The organism is Achromobacter sp. NPDC008082, assembly GCF_042957345.1.
In the GTDB taxonomy this organism is placed as follows: domain Bacteria; phylum Pseudomonadota; class Gammaproteobacteria; order Burkholderiales; family Burkholderiaceae_B; genus Achromobacter; species Achromobacter kerstersii_A.
In genome coordinates this window covers 1,197,182-1,223,781 of the sequence record NZ_JBIBIB010000001.1, presented here as the reverse complement: position 1 = coordinate 1,223,781, position 26,600 = coordinate 1,197,182, and the positions used below count along the sequence as shown (strand labels likewise).

26 protein-coding genes are annotated in these 26,600 nt (G+C 64.6%); 17 read left to right on the top strand and 9 right to left on the bottom strand.

Annotated features, from left to right (window positions below):
• Positions 1-239: 239 nt before the first annotated feature.
• The 4 genes from cyoA to cyoD are packed head-to-tail and all read left to right on the top strand — an operon-like array spanning position 240 to position 4,095.
• Positions 240-1,148, top strand: a complete 909-nt coding sequence (gene cyoA / locus ACFZAI_RS05405; protein WP_259249735.1) for a ubiquinol oxidase subunit II — start codon at positions 240-242, stop codon at positions 1,146-1,148.
• A gap of 2 nt (positions 1,149-1,150) precedes the next feature.
• Positions 1,151-3,127 (top strand): cytochrome o ubiquinol oxidase subunit I, encoded by a 1,977-nt coding sequence (gene cyoB / locus ACFZAI_RS05400; RefSeq protein WP_054422652.1) that lies wholly within the window; start codon positions 1,151-1,153, stop codon positions 3,125-3,127.
• A 3-nt stretch (positions 3,128-3,130) separates the two neighbouring features.
• Complete coding sequence (cyoC, locus tag ACFZAI_RS05395) at positions 3,131-3,745, top strand: cytochrome o ubiquinol oxidase subunit III (RefSeq protein ID WP_391565941.1); 615 nt, start codon at positions 3,131-3,133, stop codon at positions 3,743-3,745.
• A complete protein-coding gene (cyoD, locus tag ACFZAI_RS05390; RefSeq protein ID WP_054422653.1) occupies positions 3,745-4,095 on the top strand; it encodes a cytochrome o ubiquinol oxidase subunit IV in 351 nt (116 codons plus the stop codon). Before cyoC ends, cyoD begins: the two co-directional genes overlap by 1 nt.
• A gap of 209 nt (positions 4,096-4,304) precedes the next feature.
• On the opposite strand, the gene ACFZAI_RS05385 is transcribed toward cyoD, so the two are convergent.
• On the bottom strand, positions 4,305-6,818 hold the full coding sequence (locus ACFZAI_RS05385; RefSeq protein ID WP_391565940.1) for an ankyrin repeat domain-containing protein: 2,514 nt from the start codon (positions 6,816-6,818) through the stop codon (positions 4,305-4,307).
• A gap of 181 nt (positions 6,819-6,999) precedes the next feature.
• On the opposite strand from ACFZAI_RS05385, the gene ACFZAI_RS05380 reads away from it, so the two are divergent.
• Positions 7,000-7,629: a nitrogen fixation protein NifQ gene (locus ACFZAI_RS05380; protein ID WP_391565939.1), complete on the top strand. Its 630-nt coding sequence runs from the start codon at positions 7,000-7,002 to the stop codon at positions 7,627-7,629.
• 12 nt (positions 7,630-7,641) lie between these two features.
• On the opposite strand, the gene ACFZAI_RS05375 is transcribed toward ACFZAI_RS05380, so the two are convergent.
• Positions 7,642-9,699, bottom strand: coding sequence for a TonB-dependent receptor domain-containing protein (locus ACFZAI_RS05375; RefSeq protein WP_391566273.1), 2,058 nt, complete (start codon positions 9,697-9,699; stop codon positions 7,642-7,644).
• Positions 9,700-9,866: 167 nt separating this feature from the next.
• Between ACFZAI_RS05375 and ACFZAI_RS05370 the strand changes: the two genes are divergently transcribed.
• Positions 9,867-10,082 carry a SlyX family protein gene (locus ACFZAI_RS05370; protein WP_054422657.1) on the top strand — a complete coding sequence of 72 codons (216 nt, stop codon included), beginning with the start codon at positions 9,867-9,869 and terminating at the stop codon, positions 10,080-10,082.
• Between the two features lie 118 nt (positions 10,083-10,200).
• Here the strand turns inward: ACFZAI_RS05370 and ACFZAI_RS05365 are convergent, their stop codons facing one another.
• Positions 10,201-11,019, bottom strand: a complete 819-nt coding sequence (locus ACFZAI_RS05365; RefSeq protein WP_391565938.1) for a class I SAM-dependent methyltransferase — start codon at positions 11,017-11,019, stop codon at positions 10,201-10,203.
• A 221-nt stretch (positions 11,020-11,240) separates the two neighbouring features.
• Between ACFZAI_RS05365 and ACFZAI_RS05360 the strand changes: the two genes are divergently transcribed.
• Together ACFZAI_RS05360 and ACFZAI_RS05355 are read left to right on the top strand one after the other, a co-directional pair.
• A complete protein-coding gene (locus tag ACFZAI_RS05360; protein WP_054422659.1) occupies positions 11,241-11,597 on the top strand; it encodes a DUF4148 domain-containing protein in 357 nt (118 codons plus the stop codon).
• A gap of 178 nt (positions 11,598-11,775) precedes the next feature.
• Complete coding sequence (locus ACFZAI_RS05355; RefSeq protein WP_391565937.1) at positions 11,776-12,156, top strand: hypothetical protein; 381 nt, start codon at positions 11,776-11,778, stop codon at positions 12,154-12,156.
• A gap of 75 nt (positions 12,157-12,231) precedes the next feature.
• Here the strand turns inward: ACFZAI_RS05355 and ACFZAI_RS05350 are convergent, their stop codons facing one another.
• Positions 12,232-14,532, bottom strand: coding sequence for an NADP-dependent malic enzyme (locus tag ACFZAI_RS05350; RefSeq protein WP_391565936.1), 2,301 nt, complete (start codon positions 14,530-14,532; stop codon positions 12,232-12,234).
• A 108-nt stretch (positions 14,533-14,640) separates the two neighbouring features.
• On the opposite strand from ACFZAI_RS05350, the gene ACFZAI_RS05345 reads away from it, so the two are divergent.
• The 5 genes from ACFZAI_RS05345 to ACFZAI_RS05325 all read left to right on the top strand — a co-directional run bounded on the left by ACFZAI_RS05345 (position 14,641) and on the right by ACFZAI_RS05325 (position 18,631).
• Positions 14,641-15,609, top strand: a complete 969-nt coding sequence (locus ACFZAI_RS05345) for a LysR substrate-binding domain-containing protein (RefSeq protein ID WP_391565935.1) — start codon at positions 14,641-14,643, stop codon at positions 15,607-15,609.
• A 111-nt stretch (positions 15,610-15,720) separates the two neighbouring features.
• The gene (locus tag ACFZAI_RS05340) at positions 15,721-16,257 is read left to right on the top strand and encodes a hypothetical protein (protein WP_391565934.1); all 537 of its coding nucleotides are present in this window, start codon (positions 15,721-15,723) and stop codon (positions 16,255-16,257) included.
• A complete protein-coding gene (locus tag ACFZAI_RS05335) occupies positions 16,257-16,748 on the top strand; it encodes a hypothetical protein (RefSeq protein WP_054423303.1) in 492 nt (163 codons plus the stop codon). The genes ACFZAI_RS05340 and ACFZAI_RS05335 overlap by 1 nt, the downstream gene beginning before the upstream one ends.
• Positions 16,749-16,820: 72 nt before the next feature.
• Entirely contained in the window at positions 16,821-17,639 is an 819-nt protein-coding gene (locus ACFZAI_RS05330; protein WP_391565933.1) for an AraC family transcriptional regulator, read from the top strand.
• An 86-nt stretch (positions 17,640-17,725) separates the two neighbouring features.
• Positions 17,726-18,631 carry a DMT family transporter gene (locus tag ACFZAI_RS05325; RefSeq protein ID WP_391565932.1) on the top strand — a complete coding sequence of 302 codons (906 nt, stop codon included), beginning with the start codon at positions 17,726-17,728 and terminating at the stop codon, positions 18,629-18,631.
• 119 nt (positions 18,632-18,750) lie between these two features.
• Here the strand turns inward: ACFZAI_RS05325 and ACFZAI_RS05320 are convergent, their stop codons facing one another.
• Complete coding sequence (locus tag ACFZAI_RS05320; RefSeq protein ID WP_391565931.1) at positions 18,751-19,227, bottom strand: MarR family winged helix-turn-helix transcriptional regulator; 477 nt, start codon at positions 19,225-19,227, stop codon at positions 18,751-18,753.
• 194 nt (positions 19,228-19,421) lie between these two features.
• Between ACFZAI_RS05320 and ACFZAI_RS05315 the strand changes: the two genes are divergently transcribed.
• Positions 19,422-20,825, top strand: coding sequence for an MATE family efflux transporter (locus ACFZAI_RS05315; protein WP_391565930.1), 1,404 nt, complete (start codon positions 19,422-19,424; stop codon positions 20,823-20,825).
• Here the strand turns inward: ACFZAI_RS05315 and ACFZAI_RS05310 are convergent.
• Positions 20,752-21,738 (bottom strand): LysR substrate-binding domain-containing protein, encoded by a 987-nt coding sequence (locus tag ACFZAI_RS05310; protein ID WP_391565928.1) that lies wholly within the window; start codon positions 21,736-21,738, stop codon positions 20,752-20,754. The two genes, ACFZAI_RS05315 and ACFZAI_RS05310, sit on opposite strands and share 74 nt — an antisense overlap.
• Positions 21,739-21,893: 155 nt before the next feature.
• Between ACFZAI_RS05310 and ACFZAI_RS05305 the strand changes: the two genes are divergently transcribed.
• Positions 21,894-22,673, top strand: coding sequence for a sulfite exporter TauE/SafE family protein (locus ACFZAI_RS05305; RefSeq protein ID WP_391565927.1), 780 nt, complete (start codon positions 21,894-21,896; stop codon positions 22,671-22,673).
• Between the two features lie 46 nt (positions 22,674-22,719).
• Here ACFZAI_RS05305 and ACFZAI_RS05300 read toward each other — a convergent pair whose 3' ends face one another.
• From ACFZAI_RS05300 to ACFZAI_RS05290, 3 genes are all read right to left on the bottom strand, one after another.
• Positions 22,720-23,544 (bottom strand): SDR family NAD(P)-dependent oxidoreductase, encoded by an 825-nt coding sequence (locus ACFZAI_RS05300; RefSeq protein ID WP_391565926.1) that lies wholly within the window; start codon positions 23,542-23,544, stop codon positions 22,720-22,722.
• 212 nt (positions 23,545-23,756) lie between these two features.
• Positions 23,757-23,903 (bottom strand): hypothetical protein, encoded by a 147-nt coding sequence (locus tag ACFZAI_RS05295; protein ID WP_391565925.1) that lies wholly within the window; start codon positions 23,901-23,903, stop codon positions 23,757-23,759.
• Between the two features lie 171 nt (positions 23,904-24,074).
• Positions 24,075-24,962, bottom strand: a complete 888-nt coding sequence (locus tag ACFZAI_RS05290; RefSeq protein WP_391565924.1) for a LysR family transcriptional regulator — start codon at positions 24,960-24,962, stop codon at positions 24,075-24,077.
• Positions 24,963-25,076: 114 nt separating this feature from the next.
• On the opposite strand from ACFZAI_RS05290, the gene ACFZAI_RS05285 reads away from it, so the two are divergent.
• Complete coding sequence (locus ACFZAI_RS05285) at positions 25,077-25,973, top strand: alpha/beta fold hydrolase (protein WP_391565923.1); 897 nt, start codon at positions 25,077-25,079, stop codon at positions 25,971-25,973.
• 179 nt (positions 25,974-26,152) lie between these two features.
• Complete coding sequence (locus tag ACFZAI_RS05280; RefSeq protein ID WP_054422673.1) at positions 26,153-26,485, top strand: hypothetical protein; 333 nt, start codon at positions 26,153-26,155, stop codon at positions 26,483-26,485.
• Positions 26,486-26,600: the final 115 nt, after the last annotated feature.

Sequence of the window (26,600 nt, the reverse complement as noted above, 5' to 3'; positions counted from 1 at the left end):
TCTTTACAACACCCCATGTGCAGGTGCGACATATCGTCGCACCCCCTGCACCCCTCCCGGGGCATCTGCTCCCCTAGGAAAACCCTGTATCTACCCCGTTGGGGGCAGATTCCTCCCAGGCAATGCGACCATGTGTCGCATGCTTGACGGATATCAAGCCGATAGGATGGACGTTGCTGCCTAGCAGCATTCCAGTCTGCTGCTACGCAGCATTTCCAACCATCCATCCAAGGCTGTACGTGAAACACCCCCTCCTTGCGACCCTAACGCGCATTTTTGGCGTCGGCGCGGTCATGCTGCTTGGCGGCTGCAACATGGAAATTCTCTCTCCCAAGGGAGACATTGGCGCCCAGGAAAAGACTTTGCTGTTCACGGCGACGGGGCTGATGCTCATCGTTGTGATTCCAGTACTGTTCATGATCGTGGCGTTTGCGTGGAAATATCGCGCATCCAATACCAAAGCTGACTACCAGCCCAAGTGGGCCCACTCCACGGCGATTGAAGTCGTAGTTTGGACCGTTCCTTGTATCATCGTGGCGATTCTCGCCGTGATCACCTGGCGCTCCACGCACGCGCTGGACCCCTACAAGCCGCTCGTTTCCGAACACAAGCCCGTCACCATCGAGGTGGTGTCGCTGGATTGGAAGTGGCTGTTCATCTACCCCGAGTACGACATCGCCACGGTCAACGAGATCGCGTTCCCCGTGGACGTTCCGGTCAACTTCCGGATCACGTCGGCTTCGGTCATGAATTCGTTCTTCATCCCCCAGCTGGGTAGCCAGATCTACTCGATGGCCGGCATGGAAACGAAGTTGCACCTGAATGCGCGCGAAGCAGGCACCTATGCCGGCATCTCGGCCAACTACAGCGGCGCCGGTTTCTCCGGCATGCGCTTCAAGGCCATCGCGACGTCGCAAGAAGGGTTCGACAACTGGGTCAAGGAAGCCAAGGCTTCGCCCACGGCGCTGACCCCCGAGGTGTATGCGGAACTGACCAAGCGCAGCGAGCGCAACCCGGTCGTCAAGTACTCCTCGGCGCCTCCCGCCATGTTTGATTTCGTCTTGGGCAGCACCATGTCCAAGATGGCCGGTGTGGACTCCGCCACGTGCACGTCCACGTCGAACAATCTGATCGCAGGAATTAACTAACAATGCTCGGGAAACTTACCCTCGAGGCCATTCCGTACCATGAACCTATCGTCATGGTTACGCTGGCCGCCGTGTGCCTGGGAGGCCTAGCGGTCTTCGGCGCCATCACTTACTTCGGCAAGTGGAAGTACCTGTGGACGGAATGGCTGACCTCCGTCGACCACAAGCGCATCGGCGTGATGTACATCATCGTCGCGCTGATTATGCTGCTGCGCGGCTTTGCCGACGCCATCATGATGCGTACCCAGTTGGCGGTGGCATCCGCCGACTCCGCCGGGTTCTTGCCGCCCCATCACTACGACCAGATCTTCACCGCCCACGGCGTCATCATGATTTTCTTCATGGCGATGCCCTTCATTACCGGGCTGATGAACATCGTGGTGCCGCTGCAAATCGGCGCCCGCGACGTGGCCTACCCGTTCCTGAACTCGCTGAGCTTCTGGCTGTTCGGCGCCGGCGTCGCGCTGATGATGATCTCGCTGTTCGTGGGCGAATTCGCCGCGACCGGCTGGCTCGCCTATCCGCCGTTGTCTGGGCTGGACTACAGCCCAAGCGTCGGGGTGGACTACTACATCTGGGCGCTCCAGATATCAGGGTTGGGCACAACACTTAGCGGTATCAACTTCATCGTGACCATCCTGCGCATGCGCGCACCGGGCATGAGCCTGATGAAGATGCCGATTTTCACGTGGACCTCGCTGGTCACCAACGTGCTGATCGTCGCCGCCTTCCCCGTCCTGGCCGCCACGCTTGCGCTGTTGACCATGGACCGCTACCTGGGCACGCACTTCTTCACGAACGACATGGGCGGCAACGTCATGATGTACGTGAACCTGATCTGGATCTGGGGCCACCCCGAGGTCTACATCCTGGTGCTGCCGGCGTTTGGCGTGTATTCGGAAGTGGTCGCCACCTTTGCCCGCAAGACGCTGTTCGGCTACAAGTCCATGGTTTACGCCACGGCCGCCATTGGCGTGCTGTCGTTCCTGGTCTGGCTGCACCACTTCTTCACGATGGGTGCGGGGGCCAACGTCAATGCCTTCTTCGGCATTGCAACGATGATTATCTCGATCCCGACGGGCGCGAAGATTTTCAACTGGCTGTTCACCATCTACCGCGGCCGCCTGCGCATCACGACGCCGGTGCTGTGGACGCTGGGCTTCATGATCGTCTTCGTCATCGGCGGCATGACCGGCGTGATGCTGGCCATCCCCGGCGTGTCCTTCGTGCTGCACAACAGCTTGTTCTTGATCGCCCACTTCCACAACACCATCATCGGTGGCGTGGTGTTCGGTTGTATCGCCGGTATGACGTACTGGTTCCCCAAGGCGTTCGGCTTCACGCTGAATGAGCGCCTGGGCCGCTACTCGTTCTACTGCTGGTTCGTTGGTTTCTTCATGGCCTTCATGCCGCTCTACATCCTGGGCTTCAAGGGCATGACGCGTCGTCTGAACCACTACGACAACCCCGAATGGCAGCCGTACCTGCTGGTTGCGCTGGCTGGCGCCGCGCTGATCATGCTGGGCATCTGGTTCCTGCTGCAGCAAGTGTTTGTGTCGGTTCGCCAGCGCAAGCAAAACCAGGACGTCACGGGCGACCCCTGGGATGGCCGTACCCTGGAATGGTCGATTTCGTCGCCGGCTCCTTTCTACAACTTCGCCCACGTTCCTCACGTTGATGAGCTGGACCAGTTCTGGGAAGACAAGCAAAGCGGCAAGGCCTACAAGCGCCCGGCCAAGTATGAAGACATCCACATGCCGCGCAATACCGGCGCTGGCGTCTACATCGGTTTGTTCGGTCTGGTGATGTGCTTCGCGCTGATCTGGCACATCTGGTGGCTCGCCGCCGCCGGTTTCGTCGGCATGATCGGCGCGTTCATCGCCCGCGCCTACGACCGCGACGTCGATTACTGGGTCCCGGCCGCGGAAGTCGAACGCATCGAAAACGCTCACTTTGACAAAATGCAGAAGGCCGCCTGAGCCATGATTCAAGCCGTAGCCACTCACCCCCACGCGGGTCACGACGATCACGCGCATCACGACGATGGGTCCAAAACCGTTTTCGGTTTCTGGGTCTATCTGATGAGCGACTTGCTGATCTTTTCGGTGCTGTTCGCCACGTTCGCGGTGTTGTCCAACGCCACCGCGGGCGGCCCCACGGGCAAGGAACTGTTCGATCTGAAGTTCGTGCTGGTCGAAACGCTGTTGCTGTTGTTCTCCAGCTTCACCTTCGGCATGGCCAACCTGAACGTGCACGCCAACAACAAGTCCCGCGCAATGGGCTGGTTGATGGTGACGTTCCTGTTCGGCGCAGGCTTCATCGCGATGGAAATCTATGAATTCCATCACCTGATCGTTGAAGGCGCGGGCCCGGGCCGCAGCGCGTACCTGTCGGCGTTCTTCACGCTGATCGGCACGCACGGCCTGCACGTCACCTTCGGCCTGATCTGGATCATCGTTCTGCTGGACATGATCCGCCGCCATGGCCTGGACTCGATCAACAAGCGTCGTCTGGCGTGCCTGAGCCTGTTCTGGCACTTCCTGGACATCGTCTGGATCTGCGTCTTCACCTTCGTCTATCTCATGGGAGCCATCTGATGTCGCACTCCGCTGCGGCCGCACACGGCCACGACGATCACGCCGCCGACCACGGCAGCCTGAAGTCCTACATCATCGGTTTCGTGCTCTCGCTGTTGCTCACCTTCGGCTCGTTCGGCCTGGTGATGCACGGTGCGCTGTCGCACACCATCACCATCGTCGGCGTCGTTGCCCTGTGCGTGCTCCAGTTGCTGGTGCAACTGGTGTACTTCCTGCACATGGGCGCGTCGAAGTCGGCACGCGACAACCTCGCCGCGTTCGTCTTCACCGTGCTGATCATCGCCATCATCGTCGGCGGTTCGGCATGGGTGCTGTACAACATGAACGTCAACATGGGCCACGCCATGTAATGACGGGTTGCGGTTGACGCGGTACGCCCGCGTCGATGCAAAAAAAAAGCAGGCACCTTCGGGTGCCTGCTTTTTTTTGGGGATTGATCCGGGATTGATCCGGGATTGATCCGGGATTGATCCGGGATTGATCCGGGATTGATCTGGAATTGATCTGGAATTGATTCCGGACTGATCCGGGCCGTAGCCCCCCTCCGGCGCTGGCGCGTCTACTGCGCCGGCGCTTTCACATTGAGCGTCACCTTGGCGCGGTCGGCCAGTTCGCGGGCCGTTGCCCCCACAAACGGCTGCACGCGCGAGGTCTGGTTCAAATCGCAACTGGCCGCGCCCTGCGCCCCGTCCATGACCTGCCTTACCGCCCGCGCGCCCATCGGGCTGATGGGGCCGCTGTCGCTCAACTGCCAGGCCAGCATGTCGGCCACCGCCATGCCGCAACGCCACGGCGTCCGATACAACCCTGCGTCATGCTCCAGCAGCAGCTTCGCCTTGGCTTCCTTGCCCAATCGCAGCATCGTCACCAGCGGCAAGGCATCGGCGTCCGCCACCCCATGAATACGGATGCTGGGGTCTGTGCGGTCGGAAGCGTCAGCGCCCTGCTCCAGCCACTGCTGGTAAAGGTCGTCAGGCAGCCACGGCAGGCTAAGCGGCGCGATCATGTTGTTGGCCATGCCCGTGGCATCATTCGCGCGGATCAGCGGCACACCGGCCGCCAACAGACGATCGGCCGTGGCGCGCAGCTTGGCGCGCTGGCCATCCCACTCGGCGCTGTTCTGTTTGACCTCGGCGCGGATCTCCAACTGGTTCCACACCCCCAGCAGGCGGGATAGCGATTCGGGCGTCAAGGGGTCATGCGGCGGCCGGGCCGCTTGCACCAACTGATCAATCAGCGCCGGCTGCATCATGCTCGCAGCCAGCGTCAGCGCTTCGTTCAGCCCGTTGCGCGCCGGCGTCTTGCTGGCGCTGTAGCCGCCCACCGACGGGTCTGCGCCGTGGGCCAGCGCATAGGTCAGGCGTTCCGGTATCGGGTACACCACCGTCGGCGTGAACTCGCCGTTGATGGCGTCTCGCAACGCTTCCAGCAACGGCGTTTCCCACATGCCCTGGTTGCCGTAGTACATGCGAATGTAGGCGGCATTGATGTCGGCGCCCTTGGCCAGCAGCGCGTCGGCAAACCACAGGGTCTTGGGACTTTGCATGGCCGCATGCAGCGCCGACCGCCCATTCTTTTCGCGCACGTTCGGGTTGGCGCCCTTGGCCAGCAGATAGGTCAGCGCGTCTTTGTCTTCGCTGTAGTACGAAATGCGCCGTATCAGCATGGGCGTGCCGCCGGAATCCAGCACGTCCATCGGCGCGCCCGCTGCGATCAGGGCGTCGGCCAGCGCAAAGCGTTCTGCGGCGGGGCGCGTGTCGCGGCCATCGGGCAGCGCGCTGGCCAGCAGCACATAGCCGTTGTTCGCGCCGTCGGCGCGCGCGCCTGCCGCCAACAACACCTGCACCGTCTCCAGCTGCTTGCGCGATACCGCCGCGGCCAGCGCCGACGTGCCGTTCTCGTTCACGCCGTTCGGGTCTTGCCCGCTTGAGAGCTCGGCGCGCACGGCGTTCAGGTCGTCGGCCTGAATCGCTTTGAAGATCGCAAGCCGGGGCCGGCAGACGTCGGCGTTGAGCGCCGCTTCGTTCAGGGCAACACCGATGCGGGTGGCGATGTTGGCGGGAATGGGTTCCTTGGCCGTCAGGCGGCGCGAGCAATACAGGCGGTAGTCCTCGCGAGCCAGGGCCTGAAAATAGTCACGCTTGTCACGCGTCTTTTCGCCGTACTTCCAGCGCGCATCGGCGCGGTTCAAATACGCTGCCGTGCGCGACGGGTCACGGCGCAGCACCTCGGTCAAGATGCGGTCGGCTTGCGCCGTGTCGCCTGATTCCGCCAGCCAGAAGCCATAGTCGTTCAAGGCGGTGAGCAGGTCGGCATCCTTGCCGGTGGGATCGATCTCGCGGTAGTCCTGCTCCATGACGAAGCGGCGCAAGTCGGCCAGCGCGCGATTGAACTCGGCCGTCTTCGCGCGTGGGATGGCGCGCGCAACGTGATGCAGCGTGCGGAAGGTGGCGGTCACGTCGACCGGCGCCCGATATTCGAAACGGACTTCCGCAGGAAACGCCTTCATGCGGACGGGGTAATCAGTCAGGGCCGGGCGCAGGGTGGCCAGCGCTTGCGCCTTCGTGGCCTCGTTCCAGGGCCGATCGGCCGTCACAACGGCCAACGCCGCATCGGCATGGACCGAGGCGGCCACGCCTTGGGCATCCACCAGGAAGCCATCGGCCTGCGTGTCGTCGGAATCGTTATACGAATAGCCCACCCAGTAAACCGTTTCGGCGTTGCGCGGTGTGCGGACAACCACGCGTTCTTCTCGCGATGCGCTCCACTTGGCCGGGTCGATTACCAGCGGCTGCGAACGGAAATCCAGGCTGAATTCCTTGCCCGCGCCGCGCGTATACCGGTACAGATACAAGCGATTTTCCATCTGCCCGGCCACGGTGGCGTCCTTGACGTTCTCGGTACCCCAGGCACGGCGTTCCGGCTCGCGCAGCGGGTAGCGCGACAGCCGCACGGACTCGATGACGGCGCCGATATCGGACGCCACAGCGGGCTGCGGCGTAGCCGCCATGCCGGCCAGCGCAACCAGGACGGCGCCGAACAAACGGGAGACTACGGGATGAAAGCGCTGCATGCGGGGCGGGAAAACCAGGGAATCGGGGACGCCGATGATACTCCTGGCGCCTGACATCCCCGGGTATGTCCTGAGTCAATTTTGTCCACAATATCGCGGGCGGAACCTATATTCCGATATATATTCCGCAACATAACGACTTCATTAACAGCTTAATCACTTCGCGACTGCCGCTACCCCCATGGACGCCGTGCTGACCCCATCCCCCGCCCAGGCTGACCTTGTCACGCCGGCTCAACGGTTTGCCCGCGCCCTGCTGCACCATGCACCGCCCGGCCACCCCGACGCGGGATTCTTCGCCACCGTCATCGGCACCAGCCTGGCGCATCAGGATTTATCGCGCAGCGGCCTGTGCCCGCAAGAGCTGACCGAGCTGCTTGGCCACCTGTTCCCCGGCGCGCTCGCCTCGGGCGAAGACCGTCTGGCCGCGCTGGCCGACCAGTATGCGAGCTATGTCACGTATGGCCGGGGCGATCCGCAGCCTGGCTTTACCTTGCTGTTGCGGGTGCTGCTGGATGCCTATCGCGCGCCAGGACCGGAAACCACGCCGTGGGTCACGGGCGTGCTGGTTCACGCCTGCCTGCGTCCCGACCACCTGTGGCGTGACCTGGGTTTGTCTGGCCGCGAAGACGTCACGTTTCTGCTGGCGCGGCACTACCCCGGGCTGGTCGTGCGCAATGTGCGCAATCTGCGCTGGAAGCAATTCCTGGCCTACTCCGCCTGCGAGCATGCGGGCTTGCCGCCCACTGCGGCACCCGGCTGCCCCAACTGCGAAGACTACGGCGTCTGCTACACAGACGCCCCCGACTGACCTGCCACGCAGCTAGAACCGGTAGGTCGCGCCCACGCCCATCCCCACGCTGCGCCCGGCGGCCGGTTCGTAATAGCGCCCATTGCTTTCATTGACGATCACTGAGCCTGCATAGCGCTTGTCGAACAGGTTATCCACACGCGCGTAGGCGTTGAGCTCCCACGGCCCCAGCCGCTTCACGTAACCCGCGCTCACCGCCGCCACAAAGTAGCCCGGCGCGTCCTGGTCATTGGCGTCGTTCACATAGATCTTGCTCAGCGCGCGCCCTTCCACCGACGCCTGCCAGCCTTCGGGCGGCGCCCAGGCCAAAGACGCGAACACGGCCTGGCGAGCAATACCGGGGATTTTGTTGCCGGCGCGGATGTCTGCCCCGCTATCGTCGGCGTAGCGCGCGTTCAGCCACGTATAGGCGAACTGCGTGCGCCAATGCGGCGCGAATTCGCCCGTCCACCCAAGCTCCACACCGTCGCGCCGGGTGCGCCCTGCGTTCTGGTAACTGGTGCGCCCGCCCGAGCTGCCCGCCGACACGATCTCGTCGTCGGTACGGGTGTGGAACACCGCTGCCGTCGCCAGCCCGCCCGCCAACCTCGCTTTGAGGCCGGCTTCCAGATTGGTGCTGAGCGCGGGCGACAAGCCAAAGTTCAAGCCGGGCTGGCCGCCTGGCCGGTACGAGATCTCGTTAAGTGTCGGGGTTTCAAAGCCCCGGCCGTACGAGGCATAAACGTTCACGTCGGCATTGACCGCATAGCGCACGGCGGCCACGGGCAAGGCTTTGCGATAGCGGGCGTCGCCGCTGTCATCGCCGTTGCCGGGCACGATGTAATGATCGTTCGAATCGAAGCGCACGGTGCTGTAACGCAGCCCGGCATCCAAGGTCCAGCGCGGCGACACCTTCCATGACGCCTGCACGTAAGGGTCGGCGCTGTAGACGGTGTTGGTTTCGTCGCGCCGCAACGCGCCTTGCACGCCCAGTTGTTGATTGCCGCCCGAGCCGGTGAAGTTCTGATAGCCCTTGCGGTCTTCGCGCAGGGAATCGTAGGAGAAGCCGCCAATCAGCGTCAGCGGCCGGCCGGCCACGTCCAGTTCCGACGTCCAGCGCACGTCCGCGCCGCCGTATTGGCGCGCCAGGTCAATGACGCCGCCCGCCTGCGTGGGCGCGAGTTGCGCGGCCGGAGGAATCGATTGGTACTGCGTGGTGTCGCGCTGGCCGTAATACGCCATCACGCGCAAGGTGTTGCGGCCATCCACCTGCCGTTCGTAGACCACGCCGCCCTGCGTCTGCCGCACCGTTTTACGGGTGTCGTATTGCTGGGCCAGGGGCGCGGCCCGCGGGTCCTCTTGAAACTGCTGATACGTCAGGCCCAAGGGGTCTTGCGCCGTCAGGTCCACGCTGTTGGCGACGATGGTCAGGCGGCTGGCGTCGTCCAGTTGCAGGCCCAGTTTGGCGTTGGCCAGGTTCTTACGGGCGGCGCTATGGTCGCGATAACCGTCTGTTGTATAGCGTGTCAGGTCCACCACGTAGTCGAGTTCGCCTGCGCCCGTCCCGGTGACGCCGCTGGCTTTCGCGCCGTAACGCCAGGTGCCGTAGCTGCCCGCCCACGCGCTGGCGCCAAGCGAGGGCGGCGCGGCGCCGTCTTCCGTATAGACCTGAATCACGCCGCCCGAGGAATTGCCATACAGCGCGGAAAACGGGCCGCGCAGCACTTCAACGCGGTCGATGGAGCCGATGTCGATATTGGAAGTCTGCCCTTGGCCGTCCGGCATCGTCGCGGGGATGCCGTCCACGTACAGCCGCACCCCGCGCACGCCGAAGGTCGAGCGCGCGCCGAATCCTCGGCTGGAAATCTGCAAGTCCTGCGCGTAGTTCTGCCGGTTCTGAATCTGCAACCCCGGCACGCCCGCTAACCCTTCCGACAGATTGATCTGAGGCTGCCCGCGGCGCATCGCCACGCCATCGACCACGTCCACCGAGGCGGGCGTATCCAGCACCGACGTGCTCAGGCGCGTGCCGGTAACGACCACCGGGGACAGGGTGGGCTCGGCCTCTTGCGCCCAGGCGCCGTTCACCATCCCTGCCGCCAGCGACCCGCGCGCGAGCCATCGCAGCCCTTGATGCATCTTCCGCAGCCGTCCTGCCCCGCGCCGATCCGCCCGCTGTACCAAATCCGTCTCCCATGCTCAAAAAGTCTGGACCGCCCGATTGGAAATCCCGGGCGGGAAAGGGTTTAATAGCCGCCATGGAACCCATGCAAGACATCGAACGCCGCCTGCTCGAACTGGAGGTCAAGTCCAGCTTCTCGGACGACCTGCTGGAACAGCTGAACCAGATCATCGTGCGGCAGCAACAGCAAATCGACCGGCTACAGCGCGAAGTGGCGGACCTGCGCCAACAAGCTCCGGAAGGCGCAGCGCCTTTTCGCAGTCTGCGCGACGAACTGCCGCCGCATTATTGACCTTGCGACGCTGATGTTGCGACGCTGACGTTGCGATGCTGACGATTCGCTGCCGACGATTCGCCGCTGATGCCACGCTGCTGACGATTCGCCGCCGCCATTTTCCCCCGGCACCGCGCTAGTAACGGTACCGCAGCAGCCGTCCCAAGCGGCGTAGCGGCAACACGCGTCGCATCCACCACAGTCCCATGCGCGCGAACCCGCTCAGCCTGGCCCGCTGTCCGCTATCGCTGGCCGCTTCCATCCCCTGCTCGGTGCGCAGACGCATGCCTGGCACCTGGGCCTCCAGGTTCTGCGGATTATCCAGGCTCCAGCGCATCACGGCGCCCGTCGCCCGGAACATGCGGTTGCGCCGCGCCAGCGCCAAGCCCAGCCGGTTATAGGCGTCGAACGCAATCTCGCCGGTGGGAAATTGCGTGGTCACCACGCGCATCAGTTGCAGCACCTCTTCTTCCTGTAAGTACAGGAACAGGCCTTCGGCCACCACCATCGCCGGCTTGTCGGTGGGAATCTGCGCAAGCCACGCCAGATCCGACAGCGGTGAGCCAATCACCGTGTAACCAGGGCGCGACGGGTACAGCGCGCGCCGCAGGGCGATGACGTCGGGATAGTCCACGTCGAACCAGCTGACCTCTGCCGGCGGGTCCACCCGAAACACCCGGCTGTCCAGCCCGCACCCCAGATGCAGCACCGTGGCGCCAGGGTGGGCGGCGATGAACTCGCGCACCCAGCCGTCCAGCGAGTACGCCCGCATCGCCAGGCCGATCATCTCGTCGCGGCGCATGCGCAACGCGGAAAAGTCGTGGTCGATGCGCGCCACGGCCTCGGCCGCGTAGTGGTCTTGCAACAGGGAATCCGGCAGACGGCTTTCTTCCGCCTTGGCGTACAGCGTGATCAGCAGCGTGGCTTTTTCACGTGTCAGATGGACCTTTTCCATGCCGGCTCCCAGCGGGGCAGAGGACGTTCAATCAGTTCCATGAATGGAGGCTATCGACTAAATCGAAGGATATTTTTCCATTCATGGAAATATCTTTTACGGATATCCGGGTTTATCCCTACCTTCAATCGGCGCAGAATTCAGTCATCGGGAAACAGCAACGAACCACGACGGATAGGCCGCCGGATTCGCCCCCAGGCTCTTGAAATCGGAGATTTACCATGAAGAAGACCCTCGCTACCGCACTGATGTTGTCCTTGGCCGCCCTGAGCGCCGGCGCCTACGCATCGCAAAACATCGAACCCAATAACGTGCCCTTCCAAGGCGTTTACGGCACCCAGTACGAAGGCCCGACCCGCGCCCAGGTGCAAGCCGAACTGGCCGCCGCCAAGGCCGCTGGCCTGGTCACCAACGTCGAACCGAACAACGTGCCCTTCCAAGGCGTTTACGGCGCCCCGCAATCGGGCAAGACCCGCGCCGATGTGCAGGCTGAACTCGCCGCCGCCAAAGCCGCAGGCCAAGTGTCCAACGTTGAACCGAACGACATGCCCTTCGCTGGCGTCTATCACAGCAACTGATCTTGTCCGGGGCCGCACACACCGGCCCCGGCATCACGATTAACGCGATTTACCCTCCCCTTGTTGTACCTTGGCCGCCGGCAATCTGGCGGCCTTTTTTTTTACGCAGCGCATGGCTTGGCGTACTATCGGCTCCATCGCACGCATAACAATCTGGTCAATAAGAAGGGAGCCTATCTTGAGATATACCCGCGTTCTCGCCGCACTGCTCGTCGCAGGCGGTATGTCGGCAGCGGCGGTCGCCGCGCCGCCGGTGATGCTGAACAACTCGCTCATCACTCAGATCCCCAAGGGCGACCGGACCTCGTTCCATGAAGCCATCGCGCAAGCGTTGAACAGCTCGGCCGACGGCCAGCGCACCGAATGGGCCAGCAAGACCCAGCCCAAGAAGGCCGCGCCGATCACCGTGCAGCTCACGCCGACGCAAACGTCGACGGTCAAGGACAACCGCACGTGCCGCTTCCTGGTGGCGGACTTCGCGCGCACCAGCACCACGGAAAAATGGCAATTCTGGTTCTGCAAAATGCCCGACGGCACCTGGAAGGCCAGCAGCAACTAAAGCGCCTGCCCATGAAAAAAAGCCCCGCAAGGGGCTTTTTGATTGGTGCTGGGAGAATCGGCCTGGCGTAACGGATTACACCGCGGCGTCGACCCGGTTGGCGTCCAGCACGGTCATGGCCGTCATGTTGATAATGCGGCGCACCGTCGAGCTCGACGTCAAAATGTGCACCGGCGCATTCGCGCCCAACAGGAACGGACCAACCGCCACGTTGCCACCCGCTGCCGTCTTGAGCAGGTTGTAGGCAATGTTGCCGGAATCCACGTTCGGGCACACCAGCAGATTCGCTTCGCCCTTCAACGTGGACGACGGCAGGATGCGCATGCGCAGCGCTTCGTCCAGCGCGCAGTCGCCGTGCATTTCGCCGTCGATCTCGATTTCCGGCGCGGCTTCGCGCACCAGCTCCAGCGCACGGCGCATCTTGGCGCCCGAGGCCGAGCTGCCCGAACCGAAGTTCGACCGCGACAGCAACGCCACCTTCGGCGCCAGATTCATGCGGGCCATTTCGTGCGCGGCCATCACGGTGAATTCAGCGATCTGTTCGGCCGTGGGCTCGTCGTTCACGTGCGTGTCCACCAGCACCACCGTGCGCTCGTTGAGCAGCAGAATGTTCATGGCGGCATACACGTTGTGGCCCGGGCGGCGGCCGATCACTTCATCCACGAAACGCAGGTGGTCGTGATACGCGCCCACCGTGCCGCAGACCATGCCGTCGGCGTCACCCAGATGCACCATCATCGCGCCAATCAAGGTCAGACGGCGGCGCATTTCCACGCGCGCCATTTCCTTGGTGATGCCACGGCGGCACATCAGTTCCCAGTACGTCGTCCAGTACTGATGGAAGCGTTCGTCGTATTCCGGGTTGGTGACTTCGACGTCTTCGCCCAGGCGCAGGCGCAGGCCGAATTTCTCGATGCGCGACAGCAACACCGCGGGGCGGCCCACCAGGATGGGGCGCGCCAGGCCTTCGTCCACAATCACCTGCACCGCACGCAGCACGCGTTCGTCTTCGCCTTCGGTGAACACGATGCGCGCCTTGCCGCCACCGCGCACGATGCGCTTGGCCGCCGAGAACAACGGCTTCATGAACGCGCCCGAGTGGTACACGAACTGCTGCAACTGTTCTTCGTAGGCTTCCAGGTCAGCCAGCGGGCGCGTGGCCACACCACCGTCCATGGCGGCCTTGGCCACGGCCGGGGCGATGCGCACGATCAAGCGCGGGTCGAACGGCTTGGGAATCAGGTATTCGGGGCCGAACGAGATGTCATAGGTGCCGTAAGCGGCCGCCACGACTTCGTTCTGTTCCTCTTCGGCCAGTTGCGCAATGGCGTATACCGCCGCCATTTCCATTTCGCGCGTGATGGTGGTGGCGCCCACGTCCAGCGCGCCACGGAAGATGTACGGAAAGCACAGCACGTTATTGACCTGGTTCGGGTAGTCCGAACGGCCCGTGGCCATGACCACGTCGTCGCGCACGCCATGCGCCACTTCCGGCAGGATTTCCGGCGTCGGGTTGGCCAGCGCCAGAATCAGCGGGCGCGTGCCCATGGCGGCAACCATCTCGGGTTTCAGCACGCCACCTGCCGACAGGCCCAGGAACACGTCGGCGTCCTGAATCACTTCGGCCAGCTTGCGGGCATCCGTCTTCTGCGCAAAGCGTGCCTTGTCCGGGTCCATCAGCACGGTGCGGCCTTCATAGACCACGCCTTCAATGTCCGTCACCCAGATGTTTTCCAGCGGCAGGCCCAAGTCCACCATCAGGTCCAGGCAAGCCAAGGCGGCGGCGCCCGCGCCGGACGTGACCACCTTGACCTTCTTGATGTCTTTACCCACGACCTTCAGGCCGTTGATGAACGCGGCCGACACGGTAATGGCGGTGCCGTGCTGGTCGTCGTGAAAAACCGGGATCTTCATGCGTTCACGGAGCTTGCGCTCGACGGTGAAGCATTCGGGGGCCTTGATGTCTTCCAGGTTGATGCCGCCGAAGGTAGCTTCCAGGCCGGCGATGATCTCGACCAGCTTGTCCGGGTCGGTTTCGTTGATTTCGATGTCAAAAACATCCAGGCCGGCGAACTTCTTGAACAGCACCGCCTTGCCTTCCATCACCGGCTTGGACGCCAGCGCGCCGATATTGCCCAGGCCCAGCACGGCCGTGCCGTTGGTGATCACGCCCACCAGATTGCCGCGCGCCGTGTAACGGTAGACATTGGCCGGGTCGGCCACGATCTCTTCGCAGGCAGACGCCACGCCGGGCGAGTACGCGAGCGCCAGGTCGCGCTGGTTGACGAGCGGCTTGGAGGCCACCACAGAAATCTTCCCCGGGGTGGGGAACTCGTGATAGTCCAGGGCGGCCTGGCGGTCGGATTGCGTGTTCATGGGGCTTGTGCCTCGCTGTCTTGAATATGGAAAAATTCTAGGCCCCAAGACATAAGGTGATCATTCGGATTTAATATCGTCCCATTACCCTAACCTTATGATCTGTCTATGACAGCCTTTGACCCGGATGCCGTCATCCGGAAACTGACCTCGCGCCTGAAGATGCGCCACCTGATGCTGCTGCTGCAAATCGAGCAGCACGGGTCGCTGACGCGGGTGGCGGAGCACATGGCCACCAGCCAGCCCGCCGTGACGAACGCCCTGGCCGAACTGGAGAGCATGTTCGACGTGCCGCTGTTCGACCGATCCGTGCGCGGCATGACGCCGACGCCGCTGGGCGCCGTCGTGCTGGCCCGCGCACGCGGCCTGGTGCACGACCTGGGCCATCTGGTGCAGGAAATGGAAGCGGTGGCGGCCGGCCACGCCGCCCATCTGCACATCGGCGTTATCCCCTTCGTGTCGGGGCAGATGCTGTCGGCGGCCATCAGCCGCACGCTGCCGCAAGGGCGGCGCATCACCGCCACCATCCACGAAGGCCAGGGGCCCGCGCTGTTGCGCCAGTTGCGCGACCACACGCTGGACATCGTCGTCGGCTGGGCGACGCCATCGGTGGACCTGAGCAATATCGATTTTGAAGTGCTCTACCACCAGCAGCCCCGGCTGATCGCCAGCCGCCGCTTGGCGGCAAGGCTGGGCCGGTCTCGGCTGGAATGGAACCGGCTGGCGGATCTGGACTGGATTCTTGGCACCCCGGGCAGCCCCATCCGCGAACAGGTGGCCGACATTTTCCTGCGCGCCGGGCTCGCGCCGCCGCCGCCGTCGGTACAAAGCGATTCGTCCAAGCTGATTGGTGAAATGATCGTCGCAAGCGACCGCGCCGTGTCGATCCTGCCCGCCGATATCGCCGACGAACTGGTGCGTATCGCCGGTGCGGCCATCGTACCGTATTCCTTTGACTGGACCTTGCCGCCGATTTCGCTGTTCACGCGCGCGGACGGGTTGCGGCGCAATGTCGACGCCTTGTTCGCGTCGGCGCTGCGCGACGTCTACACAAAAGGCGCGCGTCCCGGCAACTAGGCGGTCTGCAAAATTGCTAAGGATTGCAAGGGACGTGGCCACGGCGCCGCGCGCCCTCCTATACTTTCGGCGCCCCAGTATTACGCAGGAAGCACGTCGTTGTTCATCCCCATGCTCCCCCGCGCGACCCGCCGCGCGCTTGCCCTGATTGCCATCACCGCACTGACCGCCCTGTCCGGATGCAGCTCGTTGCTGAGCGAAGGCACCGGCGCTGGCGCCGGTATCGCCGGTACGGCGATCGCCAATAAAGTCACCGACAACCCCAACGTCGCCACCGGCATCGGCCTGGGCGTGCAGGCGGGCGCGAAAGCCGCGCTGGCTTATGCGCAGCGCAAGACGCGCGGCGAAGAACAGGACGCCATCGCCAAGGCCGCCGGGCCGCTGGACGTGGGCGCGGTGGCGCACTGGAACGTCAAGCATCAGCTCCCTATTGAAAGCGACGCGCAAGGCCAGGTCACCGTCAGCCGCTTGATTGGCGGCGTGGGGCTCGCCTGCAAGGAAGTCGTGTTTTCGCTCGACACGCCCGCAGAGAAGGCGGGCGACGACCCGGTGCGCGAGTTCTACATCACCACCGTCTGCCGCGACGGCGAGCAATGGCGCTGGGCCAGCGCCGAGCCGGCCACGGCGCGTTGGGGGTCGTTGCAGTGATGCGCCGCGCTGGCTTGTTGGCGCTGGCCGCCTGCCTGGGGCTGAGCGGCTGCCAAAGCTCGTCGATTGGCGGCGCAGCGGGCGCGGTGGTAGGAACGGCCAGTGGCGCGGCCACCGCCAACCCGGTTGTGGGCTACGCCATCGGTGTAACGGTGCAGGCCGCCGTGGACGCCACCGTGAAATACGTGCTGCGCGAATGGAAAAACGACCAGCAAAACGTCATGGCCAATGCAGCCGGCGAATTGCCGATTGGCCAAGTGCGGCAATGGCAGATCCGCCACACGCTGCCCGTGGGCAATGAACGCGGCGGCATCCAGGTGGTGCGCGACATCGACACGGCGCTGACCCGCTGCCGCGAGGTGCTGTTCACGGTGGAACAGGACGACGCGCCCGCGCCCGCCTACACCAGCATGATCTGCCGGCAGCAGAGCGGGCAATGGAAATGGGCGGCGGCGGAGCCCGCGGTGGCGCGCTGGAACGGCTTGCAGTAAGCGCTTGATTGCGCCGGGATCGGCAAGCGATACTGGCCGCACACCACCCCGCGTTTGCCAAGATCCGCCGCCATGTCCCAAGGCCAATTCATCATGCATCGCAGTGCGCTCGCCGGCGTGCAGGCCGTGGCCGCGCACAGCCGGCGCGCGTTCGGGCGGCACATGCATGACCAGTTCGGCATCGGCGTCATGCGCCTAGGCGCGCAGGTATCACACAGCGGACGCGGACAGGTCGAGGCCGGCCCCGGCCACGTCATCACCGTCAACCCCGGCGAGATTCACGATGGCGCGCCCATCGGCGACGGCGCGCGAGCCTGGCAGATGCTGTACCTGGACCCGGACGTCGTTGCGCAAGCCGTGGCCGAACGTTATGCCGACGGCGGCACGCAACCCACTTACGAATTCGAACACCCCGCCCGCGACCACCCCGGTTTGGCCCGCGATGTGCTGGCGCTTTACGCCCATGCCACACACGGCGCCGCGCCCCTGGCCTGCGACGCGCTGCTGCTGCGCATTCTGATCAACGCGTGCAGCCCGAACGCGAGCGGGCGGCGGACGGAATTACTGCCCGGCACGCCCGATGCCATTCGTCATGCCCGCAGCCTGATCGACGACGATCCTGCCGCGCCGCTATCGCTGGCGGATCTTGCGATGGCAAGCGGACTGAGCCGCTACCAGGTGCTGCGCGCCTTTGCCCGCGCCACCGGCATGACGCCCCACGCGTATCAAATGCAGCGCCGGCTGCTGCGCGCGCGCCAGTTGATTCGCCACGGCATGGCCTTGGCCGACGCCGCGGCCGCAAGCGGCTTTGCCGATCAAAGCCACATGACGCGGCTGTTCGTGCGCACGTACGGCGTGTCGCCCCGCCACTACGCACTGGCCGCAAGCTAAGCGGCCCCGCGCTGCAATTTCGTTCAAGACTCGCCGTCTCCCTGCCCGCTAGCCTGCATGCTTCTTCACCCTGATGGGGACCGAGCATGCGTGAAAAATGGCTGGGGTATGCCTGCCTGGCCGCGGCCATGGCGCTGGTGGGCAGCACGGTGGTGGCCAGCAAGATCATTGCCGCGGGCCTGCCGCCTTTCACCGCGACGGCGCTGCGCTTTGCCATGGCGCTGCCCTGCTTCGCGGTGTTGATGGCCGCGACCGGCGCGCGCCTGCCTCGGCTGGATCGCCGCGATTGGCTGCTGCTTGCCGCGCAAGCCATTGCTGGCAGCGTGGGCTATACCACTCTGTTGATCGCCGGGCTGCAACGCGCCACGGCGGTAGACGGCGGCATCATTCTGGGAACGCTGCCGCTGGTCACGGCCGGCATCGCAATCGTGTTGCTGGGCGAACGCCCCGGCAAGGCGACGCTTGCCGCCATTGCAGCGGCGGGCGTCGGCGTCTGGCTGATGATGCGCAACGCGGCAAACGCGGGCGGCGCATCTTCGTGGCTGGGCAACGCGCTGATACTGGGCGCGGTGCTGTGTGAAGGACTGTTCATATTGCTCAACAAGCGGCTGCGCACGCCCGTGCCAGCGCTTGCACTGTCGACGATCATGACGGCGCTGGGGCTCGCGTTTTCAGCGCTGGCCAGCGTAGCGGAATCCCCCTGGCGGCTGGACGTGTCTGGCGATGCGCTGATGGCCGTTGCCTACTATGCCTTGGTGCCCACGGTAGGCGGCTTCCTGCTTTGGTATGCGGGCGCGGCGCGGGTGCAAGGGTCGGAAGCGGCGCTGTTTACCGCACTGGCGCCCGTATCGGCCGTCTTGCTTGCGACGGGCTTGCTGGGCGAAACCTTGGAGAGCGCGCAGCGCTGGGGCATGGCTTGCGTGCTGGGTGCGGTGCTGCTGTTGGGCGTGGCGAATCGTGATGGAGGAAAGCGGCCAGTTGCTGACGGCTAGTTGCGGTTAGCTAGCTGCGGACGTCCAGTTGCGGACGGCTAGTTGCGGACGGCTAGTTGCGGACGGCTGTTCTCGCGCCGCCGATAGCGGACGGTCAGCGGCAGTTCCAATGGCAGTCGCTACCCCCGGCTGAACGCCAGCGCGAACTCATCCGAAAAAATATCGGCCAACGCGTGCCGCAACGCCGCTGCGCGCTCGACGCCGTATGCCGCCTCAAACCGGCTTTGCGCATCTTTCCACAAGCGTTTGGATTCCGACAGCTTGGCGCGGCCCGCATCCGTCAGCGCCACGCGCCGGCTGCGGCCGTCGTGCTCATCGCGTGACATCTGCACATAGCCGTCGCGTTCCAACGGCTTCAGATTGTGCGCCAAGGCAGAGCGGTCCAGCACCAACGCGCGCGCCAGGTCCGTCATGGACGGCGTGCCGGCGCGCGCGATGTGAATCAGGATGGAATGCTGCGACACCTTCAAGCCGCAAGGCGCCAGCACCGTGTCATACAACTGCGACACACGCCGCGTCGCCTTGCGCAAGGCGGCGCCGTTGCAGACGAGCGGGTCCTGAACCAAAGCGGGGACGGGGGAATCGGCGGGGGGCATGACAGCGGGCACGGGAGAAGTGTAGGGAACAAGGTCATAACGCTACTGCCGCAGCCGGCTTGCGTCCAGCCTCTTGTTGACAGATATTGGCATATGCACGTAAATTTTATCGCATTGTTTTTTTGCGCCTTGCGCCCTGCCACTCCCTCGCCCCCTTCGCCCCCCTTCGCCCCTTTCCGCCCTCCACCCCACCCATGTCAGCGACTCCCCCGCCACGCCCCGCCAATGCGCGCTTGCAGGCCATGCTTGAAGCGCCCATCGCCCCCACGCTGGCTCGTCTGGCTTGGCCCAACATCCTGATGATGTCGGCGCAGTCGGCCACGGGGCTGATCGAAACCTGGTTCCTGGCGCGGCTGGGCACCTCCGTGCTGGCGGGCGTGGCGCTGGTGGTGCCGGTGCTGTTTCTGATGGGCAATATGTCGCAAGGCGCGATGGGCGGCGGCATTTCGGCAGCGGTGGCGCGCGCGCTGGGCGGCGGGCGGCAAGAAGAGGCCGATCAACTGGTGCTGCATGCCGTCGTGCTGAACGCCCTGCTGGGCTTGCTGTTTTGCGTGCTGCTGCTGGCCTTCGGGCCGCAGTTGTACCGCGCGCTGGGCGCCGAAGGAGAAGCGCTGGACGCCGCCTTGGCGTACTCGAATGTCATCTTCGGCGGCATCGTGTTGATGTGGCTGATGAATGCGTTTGCCAGCGTCATCCGCGGCACCGGCAACATGCTGGTGCCAGGCGCGGTGATCTGTGGCGGCGCGCTGCTGCTGATTCCGCTATCGCCCTGCCTGATCTTCGGCTGGGGGCCGTTTCCCGCGCTGGGCGTCGCGGGCGGCGGCTGGGCGCTGGTCATCTACTACGGCGTGGGCGCGCTGATTCTGGGCGCGTACTGCGCCAGCGGCCGCAACCCGGCGCGGCTGGTCGCGAGCCGGCTGCACCTGAACCTGATGCGCAGCATTCTTCGCGTGGGGGCCTTGGCCACGCTCAACCCCTTGTTGACGAATGCGTTGGTGGCGCTGACCGCCGCACTCGTCGGCGCGTATGCCGGCACCGCTGCGGTGGCGGGCTATGGCATTGCCGTGCGCCTGGAGTATCTGCTGATCCCCATCGCCTTCGGGCTGGGCGCGCCGATGGTGGCGATGGTGGCGTCCAACATCGGCGCGGGCCAACCGGAACGCGCGATGAAGATTGCGCTGACCGGCGGCGCGATGGCCTTCGTACTGGCCGAAGCCATTGGCCTGGCGGCGGCGTTTTTTCCCGAGCCCTGGCTGCGCTTGTTCGGCGCCGAAGACCACATGCTGGAAGCAGGCGCCACGTACCTGTGCACGGTCGGCCCCGTGTACGGATTTTTCGCGATGGGGTTTTCGATGTACTTCGCATCGCAAGGCGCGGGGCGGCTGAAGTGGCCGTTGCTGGCGGGCTTGCTGCGTCTGCTGATGGCCGTGGGCGCGGGCGGCCTCGCGCTGCATCTGACCGGATCGCTGACGGTGTTCTTCCTGGTGGCGGCGGTGGCGATGAGCCTTTACGGGCTGATCATCCTTACCGCCGTCGCGTCCGGCTCGTGGTTCGAGCGCGGGCATCTGCGCCGGATACGCCCTGGGGCGCAGATGTGACGGCGGCCTGCGCAGCCGACGCCGCGGTCACCGGCGCATCGCGCAACGCATACGACACCAGCTCGGCGGCGTAAGCCGGCAACGGTTCGCGCACGCACAACACCAGATCGCGCGCGGCCCAATCATCGGCCAGCGCCACGCGCTGCACGCCGGCCGCACGGCCATGACGCACCGCGGCCACGCGCGGCACAATCGCAATGCCCACGCCGTGTCCGACCATTCGGCACACGGCGTCAAAACTGCGCAAACGCACGCGGTACGACAACGGTTTCCCCGTGCGCCGCGCATGGTGCGCGATGTGCGCTTGCAGCGCGCTGCCTTCGACCAGCCCCACGAATTCCTCGCCAGCCACCTCAGCCAGCATGACGGACGGGCGGCTTGCCAGAGCATGCCCGCGCGGCACGATCAATGTCAGCGGGTCATGGCGGAACGTGCGCGTGTGCAAACCATGCAGGTCCGCCGAATCCGCCAGCACGCCGATGTCGCACATGCCTGCACGTAGCGCGTCGGCAATTTCCAGGCTCGTGCGTTCTTCCAGATCCACCGACACGCGCGGGTAGTCCTTCAGAAACTCGCCCAGCACCGGCGGCAGGTATTCGCTAAGCGCGGTGGTGTTGCACAACACGCGCACATGGCCTTTCAGGCCGAGTCCGTAGTGATCCAGTTCACCGCGCATGCGGTCCATCTGCCCCAGCACCAGCCGGGCGTGATGCGCCAGCGTGCGCCCGGCCGGCGTGGGCGCGACGCCGCGATGCTCGCGCAGCAGCAGCGGCACACCCAGCGTGTCTTCCATGCCGCGTATGCGTTCGCTGGCAGACGCCAGCGTCATGTGGGAACGCTTGGCGCCCGCCGTGATGGAGCCGGTTTCCTGCACGTTCAGGAAAAGCCGCAGATCGGTCAGGTCGAATCGCATTCGGGCAGCGTAGCACGCCAGCCTCAGGCGCAACCATAGGCCCGCTACGCAAGATCCCGATGCGGATTCGCACGCATCGCGGCGCAGAATCTGGCTTTGGCATCTGCATAGGAAGGGCGGTAAATGACGATCGGAAACCGATGCGAGCGCGCATCATGAACGCATTGAACTCGTTCAACGTGTTGCCCGACGGTACGCCGGAACTGCTGGCCATCACCGTGGCGGTGTTCGTTCTGGCCGGTCTGGTCAAGGGCGTGGTGGGCTTGGGTCTGCCCACGATATCCATGGCCATGCTGGCGCTGGTGATGGCGCCTGCGCAGGCCGCCGCGCTGCTCATCGTGCCGTCGCTCATCACAAACTTATGGCAAGCGCGGCCGTGGCCCACGCTGCTTCAGACCTTGCGCCGCATTGGCACGATGCAGGCAGGCGTATGCCTTGGCACGCTTGCGGGCGCGCTGTGGCTGGGCGCGCCCAGCGGGCATTGGGCCAGCGTGGGTTTAGGGCTGGCGCTGATGGCGTATGCGGCGTGGGGTTTGTTCGGCACGCCGCCCGCCGTTCCCGCCCGGCACGAAGGCGTGCTGGGTGCGGTGGTGGGCGCGATCACCGGTGTCGTCACGGCCGCGACCGGCGTCTTCGTGATTCCCGCCGTGCCTTATTTGCAGGCATTGAACCTGGGCAAGAACGGCTTGATTCAGGCGATGGGAATTTCGTTCACGGTATCCACCGTGGCGCTGGCGGCGGGCTTGTGGCTGAACGGCGGCTACAGCCCGGCCGCGGCAGGCGCGTCAGTGTTGATGTTGCTGCCTGCATTGGCCGGCATGGCGCTGGGACAGGCGCTGCGCGACAAATTATCGGCACGCACCTTCAAGCTGTGCTTCATGATCAGCCTGGCGTTGTTGGGCGCGTACCAGGTGGTGCAAGGATGGCAGGGGTAAGCGCCGGCCATCGCGGCCCGCGCTACGTATCGTTATCCGGCTGACGTTACGCCGCCAGCCGGCGCTCGTCGACAAAGCCGATAGACACCGACATCTCGCGCCAGCGCGCAAGCTCCTGTTGCACCGAATGGATCTTGCCGCGCGCTTGATCAAATGCGTCGCGTCCCAGGAACAAATGCAGCGGCGCGTACTGCGCCTCGGCCGCCTGAATCAACGCTTGCGCGGCCTTGACGGGGTCAGCGCCCGACTCGCGCCGTTGCGGATCGCGCGCGGCGTTTTCGGGTGCGTCGGCGCAATCAAGCCGGGCTTGCGCCCGCATCGCGCCGGGGTACACCAACGACACGCGCACACCCATCGGCGCCGCTTCCGCCGCCAGCGCTTCGGTCAAACCTGCCACTGCGAACTTGCTGGCGCTGTAGGCGCCCCACTGCGCATGGCCGCCATCGAAACCCAGAATGGACGACAGGTTGAACACATGCCCGCCGCCCTGCGCCTGCATGCGCGGCAGCACGGCGCGGATCACGTTGAGCATGCCGAAGACATTGATGTCGAAGCCGGCACGCACGTCGGCGTCGGGCAGTTGGCCTAACGCGCCTTGCGGTGCAACGCTGGCGTGGTTGACCACCACGTCCACACCGCCGAACGCGGCGACGGTAGCGTCCACCGCGCGGCGCACATTGCGTTCGTCCGCCACGTCCACGGTCAGCGGCAAAAACTGGCCTTCAAGTTTGGCGCCCACGGCGTCCAGCAAGGCGTCGCCATCCCGGGACGTCGCCGCCACCTTGTACCCTAAGTCCAGCAACAGCTTTACCAAGACCAGGCCCAAGCCTGCCGACGCGCCCGTCACCAACCAGATTTTTTCGGATTTCATGCGATTCCCTTCCCTTGCTTGCTGCTTGCCACCGCCGGCAAGATGCTTGGGCGGCGCGGCGGGAACCGATGCTTTCATGTCGACGGCATCGGCTCTGAGCCTGGTAGGGATATTAAGAATCGCGCGGCAGTGCGTACAGGCTTGTTCTTGCGTGAAACCTGCCTATTTCTCCGATGATGTTCTGCGAGGCTTGGCGCGTCAGGGCAACCGCATCAACCCAAGGCGCTGCGGTAGTGTTCGCTGTCAAAGCTCGGCGCGTCGCCGGCAACGGCGGATGCCGCGACGACGGGTTCATTGTCTGTCTGCACACCAAACAGCGAGAGTTCAGCGTTGACCAATGCGAGGATGAAATTTGCCATGTTGATTCCTTGAATAAAGCGCCCCGCTGACCCGCGTAATCGGCGCAGGTCTTATAGAGGACATGAGCGCCATGGTGCGGGCCATGACGCGCGGCGTCCATTTGCTTTACTCAATGGGGTCGATAGCAGTGGGCGGGCGATGGTGGCGCGGGCGCTGTAACGCCGTCTGAATCACCGCCCGAAGCGCCGCCGCTGCCCCGTCTGTCTGACTGCGGCCACCAGCGCCTGCACGGCCGGTTGTGCGGATCGCAGAAACGCGTAGAAGCGCGTCATGGGCAATTCAGGCAGCCCGTCATCTAGCGACAAGGGCCGCAGCCCCTCACGCAACTGGCTGCGTGCAACAGGCGCCACCGCGAAACCTGCCAGCGCCGCCGCAAGGCAGCCCGCCATGCTGCCGCTTTCGAAGGCGGGCGACCATTCCTGCCCGGCTTTACCCAGCGCGGTGATGGCCGCTTCGCGATACACGCAGGGTTCGGGAAACACCGCCAACGGCACGGGGCGCCCGGGCGTCCAGACCTTGTCCGCGCCCCAAGCCCACACCAATTCCTCTTCCCACAGCAGTTCGCCGTCGTCCTGCACGCGCTCGCATTGCTTGCCGAACACCACGTCGAGTTTGCCGCGCGCCTGCTGGCGCAGCAGGTCCGCCGTCACGCCCACCTTCAATTCAATGGACGCTTCCGGATGCCCGCGATGAAAGGCGGACAGCACCTCGGCGAGCCACGCCCCCGCAAAGTCTTCGGACGAGCCCACGCGCAATCGGCCCTTCAGACGCGTGCCGCTCAAGCGGGCGCGCGCCTCGCGTTCCAGATCGACGATGTTGCGCGCGTAGGCATACAGCGTCTCGCCTGCGGGCGTGACTTCAAAACTGCGCGTGGTGCGTTCAAGCAGCGTCGCGCCCGCCAGCACTTCCAGCCTCTTGATGTGGCCGCTGACGGCTGACGGCGTCAACGCCAGCGCGTCGGCGGCCAGCGCAAAGCCGCCACAGTCCACCACTTCCAGAAACGTGCGCAGTAGCGTCAGGTCCAGTACGGCGCCGGTCGGTTCGTTAGGGGTATCCATCGTGCTGCTTCTCTCTATTCATGATTTGTTGATAATAATCGGCTATTCATCAAGAATCATGACAAGCGCCGACGCTATCGTGACAGCACCGTCACTGAAAGAAGGAACCGCACCATGCCCGCCTATGCCCACGTCCAGACCCCCGTGCTGGATATCGCTTACCTGGAATGGAACCCCGCCGGGTCCCGCACTGCGGTGCTCGTGCATGGCTGGCCGGACAGCCCTGAAAGCTGGATTCCCGTGGCCGAGCGGCTGTCGGCCGAGGGGTACCGCGTGCTGTGCCCCGCGTTGCGCGGCTTTGGGCCAACCCGCTTTCGTCATGCCGACACGCCACGCAGCGGCGAACTGGCGGCGCTGGGCCGCGACCTGCTGGACTTCATCGATGCGATGAGCCTTGCGCAACCCACGCTGGTCGGCCACGACTGGGGTGCGCGCGCCACGGCCAACGCCTGCGGCTTGCGTCCGGGCGTGGCCGCGCAGCTGGTGCTGCTGTCGGTGGGATACGGCACGAACGACCCCAACCAGCCCTTGTCGCTGACGCAGGCTCGCAACTACTGGTACCACTGGTACATGGCCACGCCACGCGGCGCAGCCACTGTGCGCAACGACCGCCGCGCCTTCACCCGCATGATGTGGGACACCTGGTCGCCCGGCGCCTGGTACACGCCAGCGGAATTCGACGAGGCCGCGCGCGCTTTCGACAACCCTGATTGGGCCGACGTGGTGCTGCATTCCTACCGCCATCGCTGGGGCCACGCGCCGGGTGATGTCGCGTACGACGCGGACACCGCATTGCTGACCCCTGCCCCGGTGTTGAGCGTACCCACGCTCGTGCTGCACGGCGGCGCCGACGCCTGCAACCAGCCCGCCACCTCGGAAGGCAAGGAAGGATTTTTCAGCGGCGGCTACGAACGCCGCGTGCTGGACCGCGTAGGCCATTTTCCGCAACGGGAAGCCCCGCAGGCGGTAGCCGACGCCATCCTGCAATTCTGCGCAAAAGCGGCTGCGTGAAGTCCATTTGCTCGCGGGGAGCGTACGTCGCCATACAGGCCTGACACCGCCTCCGCGCCTTCCCCGAGCCGCCCGCTGGGCAGGCCCGCCCGGAATGGCGGATAATCCGTCTGTTTCCCGCCGCCCCATGCGGCGGCTTTTCGTGGGCGCGTGGCGCCCGCCAGCATTCGGAGTCAGCTATGTATCGCGGTATTCAGGCGATTGAACAATTCATGGAATCCATCGGCCTGACCTGGCGCCCCGGCTCGACCGAAAGCGCCGAACTGCGCGTCAGCTACCGCATCGGCAACACCCGCCCGCTGGGCATCGACCGCACGCTGGTCGAATTCCATTGCGACGCCAAGCGCGCCAAGGTCTGGGTGCCAGAATTTTCCCGCACCAGCTTTCACCAGTGGTTTGAAGTGCCGCTTCAGGACTTCGAATTCACCCCGGGCGGCTCGATGCTGAAGATCAAGGCAGCCGCGCGCGGCAACGCGCCTCCGTACAGCGTGGGAATCAAGCCGCTGGCTTGATTTTCGCCCCCTGCCCACGCAGCGCAGGGAGAGCGGGCCAGATTTGACTCGATCGGGTCAAATCTGGCCCGTTTTTTATTGTGGTTAATCAATGACTTAGAAAAATCGAGTCAAA

Excerpts from the sequence above, each read along its gene's own strand:
- ACFZAI_RS05305 (WP_391565927.1), top strand. The coding sequence starts at position 21,894 with ATGAACGCATTGAACTCGTTCAACGTGTTGCCCGACGGTACGCCGGAA.
- cyoB (WP_054422652.1), top strand. The coding sequence starts at position 1,151 with ATGCTCGGGAAACTTACCCTCGAGGCCATTCCGTACCATGAACCTATC.
- ACFZAI_RS05330 (WP_391565933.1), top strand. The coding sequence starts at position 16,821 with ATGTCCCAAGGCCAATTCATCATGCATCGCAGTGCGCTCGCCGGCGTG.
- ACFZAI_RS05365 (WP_391565938.1), bottom strand. The coding sequence starts at position 11,019 with ATGGAAAAGGTCCATCTGACACGTGAAAAAGCCACGCTGCTGATCACG.
- ACFZAI_RS05375 (WP_391566273.1), bottom strand. The coding sequence starts at position 9,699 with ATGGTGAACGGCGCCTGGGCGCAAGAGGCCGAGCCCACCCTGTCCCCG.
- ACFZAI_RS05370 (WP_054422657.1), top strand. The coding sequence starts at position 9,867 with ATGGAACCCATGCAAGACATCGAACGCCGCCTGCTCGAACTGGAGGTC.
- ACFZAI_RS05300 (WP_391565926.1), bottom strand. The coding sequence starts at position 23,544 with ATGAAATCCGAAAAAATCTGGTTGGTGACGGGCGCGTCGGCAGGCTTG.
- cyoD (WP_054422653.1), top strand. The coding sequence starts at position 3,745 with ATGTCGCACTCCGCTGCGGCCGCACACGGCCACGACGATCACGCCGCC.
- ACFZAI_RS05325 (WP_391565932.1), top strand. The coding sequence starts at position 17,726 with ATGCGTGAAAAATGGCTGGGGTATGCCTGCCTGGCCGCGGCCATGGCG.
- ACFZAI_RS05340 (WP_391565934.1), top strand. The coding sequence starts at position 15,721 with ATGCTCCCCCGCGCGACCCGCCGCGCGCTTGCCCTGATTGCCATCACC.
- ACFZAI_RS05380 (WP_391565939.1), top strand. The coding sequence starts at position 7,000 with ATGGACGCCGTGCTGACCCCATCCCCCGCCCAGGCTGACCTTGTCACG.
- ACFZAI_RS05350 (WP_391565936.1), bottom strand. The coding sequence starts at position 14,532 with ATGAACACGCAATCCGACCGCCAGGCCGCCCTGGACTATCACGAGTTC.
- ACFZAI_RS05290 (WP_391565924.1), bottom strand. The coding sequence starts at position 24,962 with ATGGATACCCCTAACGAACCGACCGGCGCCGTACTGGACCTGACGCTA.
- ACFZAI_RS05335 (WP_054423303.1), top strand. The coding sequence starts at position 16,257 with ATGCGCCGCGCTGGCTTGTTGGCGCTGGCCGCCTGCCTGGGGCTGAGC.
- ACFZAI_RS05315 (WP_391565930.1), top strand. The coding sequence starts at position 19,422 with ATGTCAGCGACTCCCCCGCCACGCCCCGCCAATGCGCGCTTGCAGGCC.
- ACFZAI_RS05280 (WP_054422673.1), top strand. The coding sequence starts at position 26,153 with ATGTATCGCGGTATTCAGGCGATTGAACAATTCATGGAATCCATCGGC.
- ACFZAI_RS05360 (WP_054422659.1), top strand. The coding sequence starts at position 11,241 with ATGAAGAAGACCCTCGCTACCGCACTGATGTTGTCCTTGGCCGCCCTG.
- ACFZAI_RS05310 (WP_391565928.1), bottom strand. The coding sequence starts at position 21,738 with ATGCGATTCGACCTGACCGATCTGCGGCTTTTCCTGAACGTGCAGGAA.
- ACFZAI_RS05320 (WP_391565931.1), bottom strand. The coding sequence starts at position 19,227 with ATGCCCCCCGCCGATTCCCCCGTCCCCGCTTTGGTTCAGGACCCGCTC.
- ACFZAI_RS05385 (WP_391565940.1), bottom strand. The coding sequence starts at position 6,818 with ATGCAGCGCTTTCATCCCGTAGTCTCCCGTTTGTTCGGCGCCGTCCTG.
- ACFZAI_RS05345 (WP_391565935.1), top strand. The coding sequence starts at position 14,641 with ATGACAGCCTTTGACCCGGATGCCGTCATCCGGAAACTGACCTCGCGC.
- ACFZAI_RS05295 (WP_391565925.1), bottom strand. The coding sequence starts at position 23,903 with ATGGCAAATTTCATCCTCGCATTGGTCAACGCTGAACTCTCGCTGTTT.
- cyoC (WP_391565941.1), top strand. The coding sequence starts at position 3,131 with ATGATTCAAGCCGTAGCCACTCACCCCCACGCGGGTCACGACGATCAC.
- ACFZAI_RS05285 (WP_391565923.1), top strand. The coding sequence starts at position 25,077 with ATGCCCGCCTATGCCCACGTCCAGACCCCCGTGCTGGATATCGCTTAC.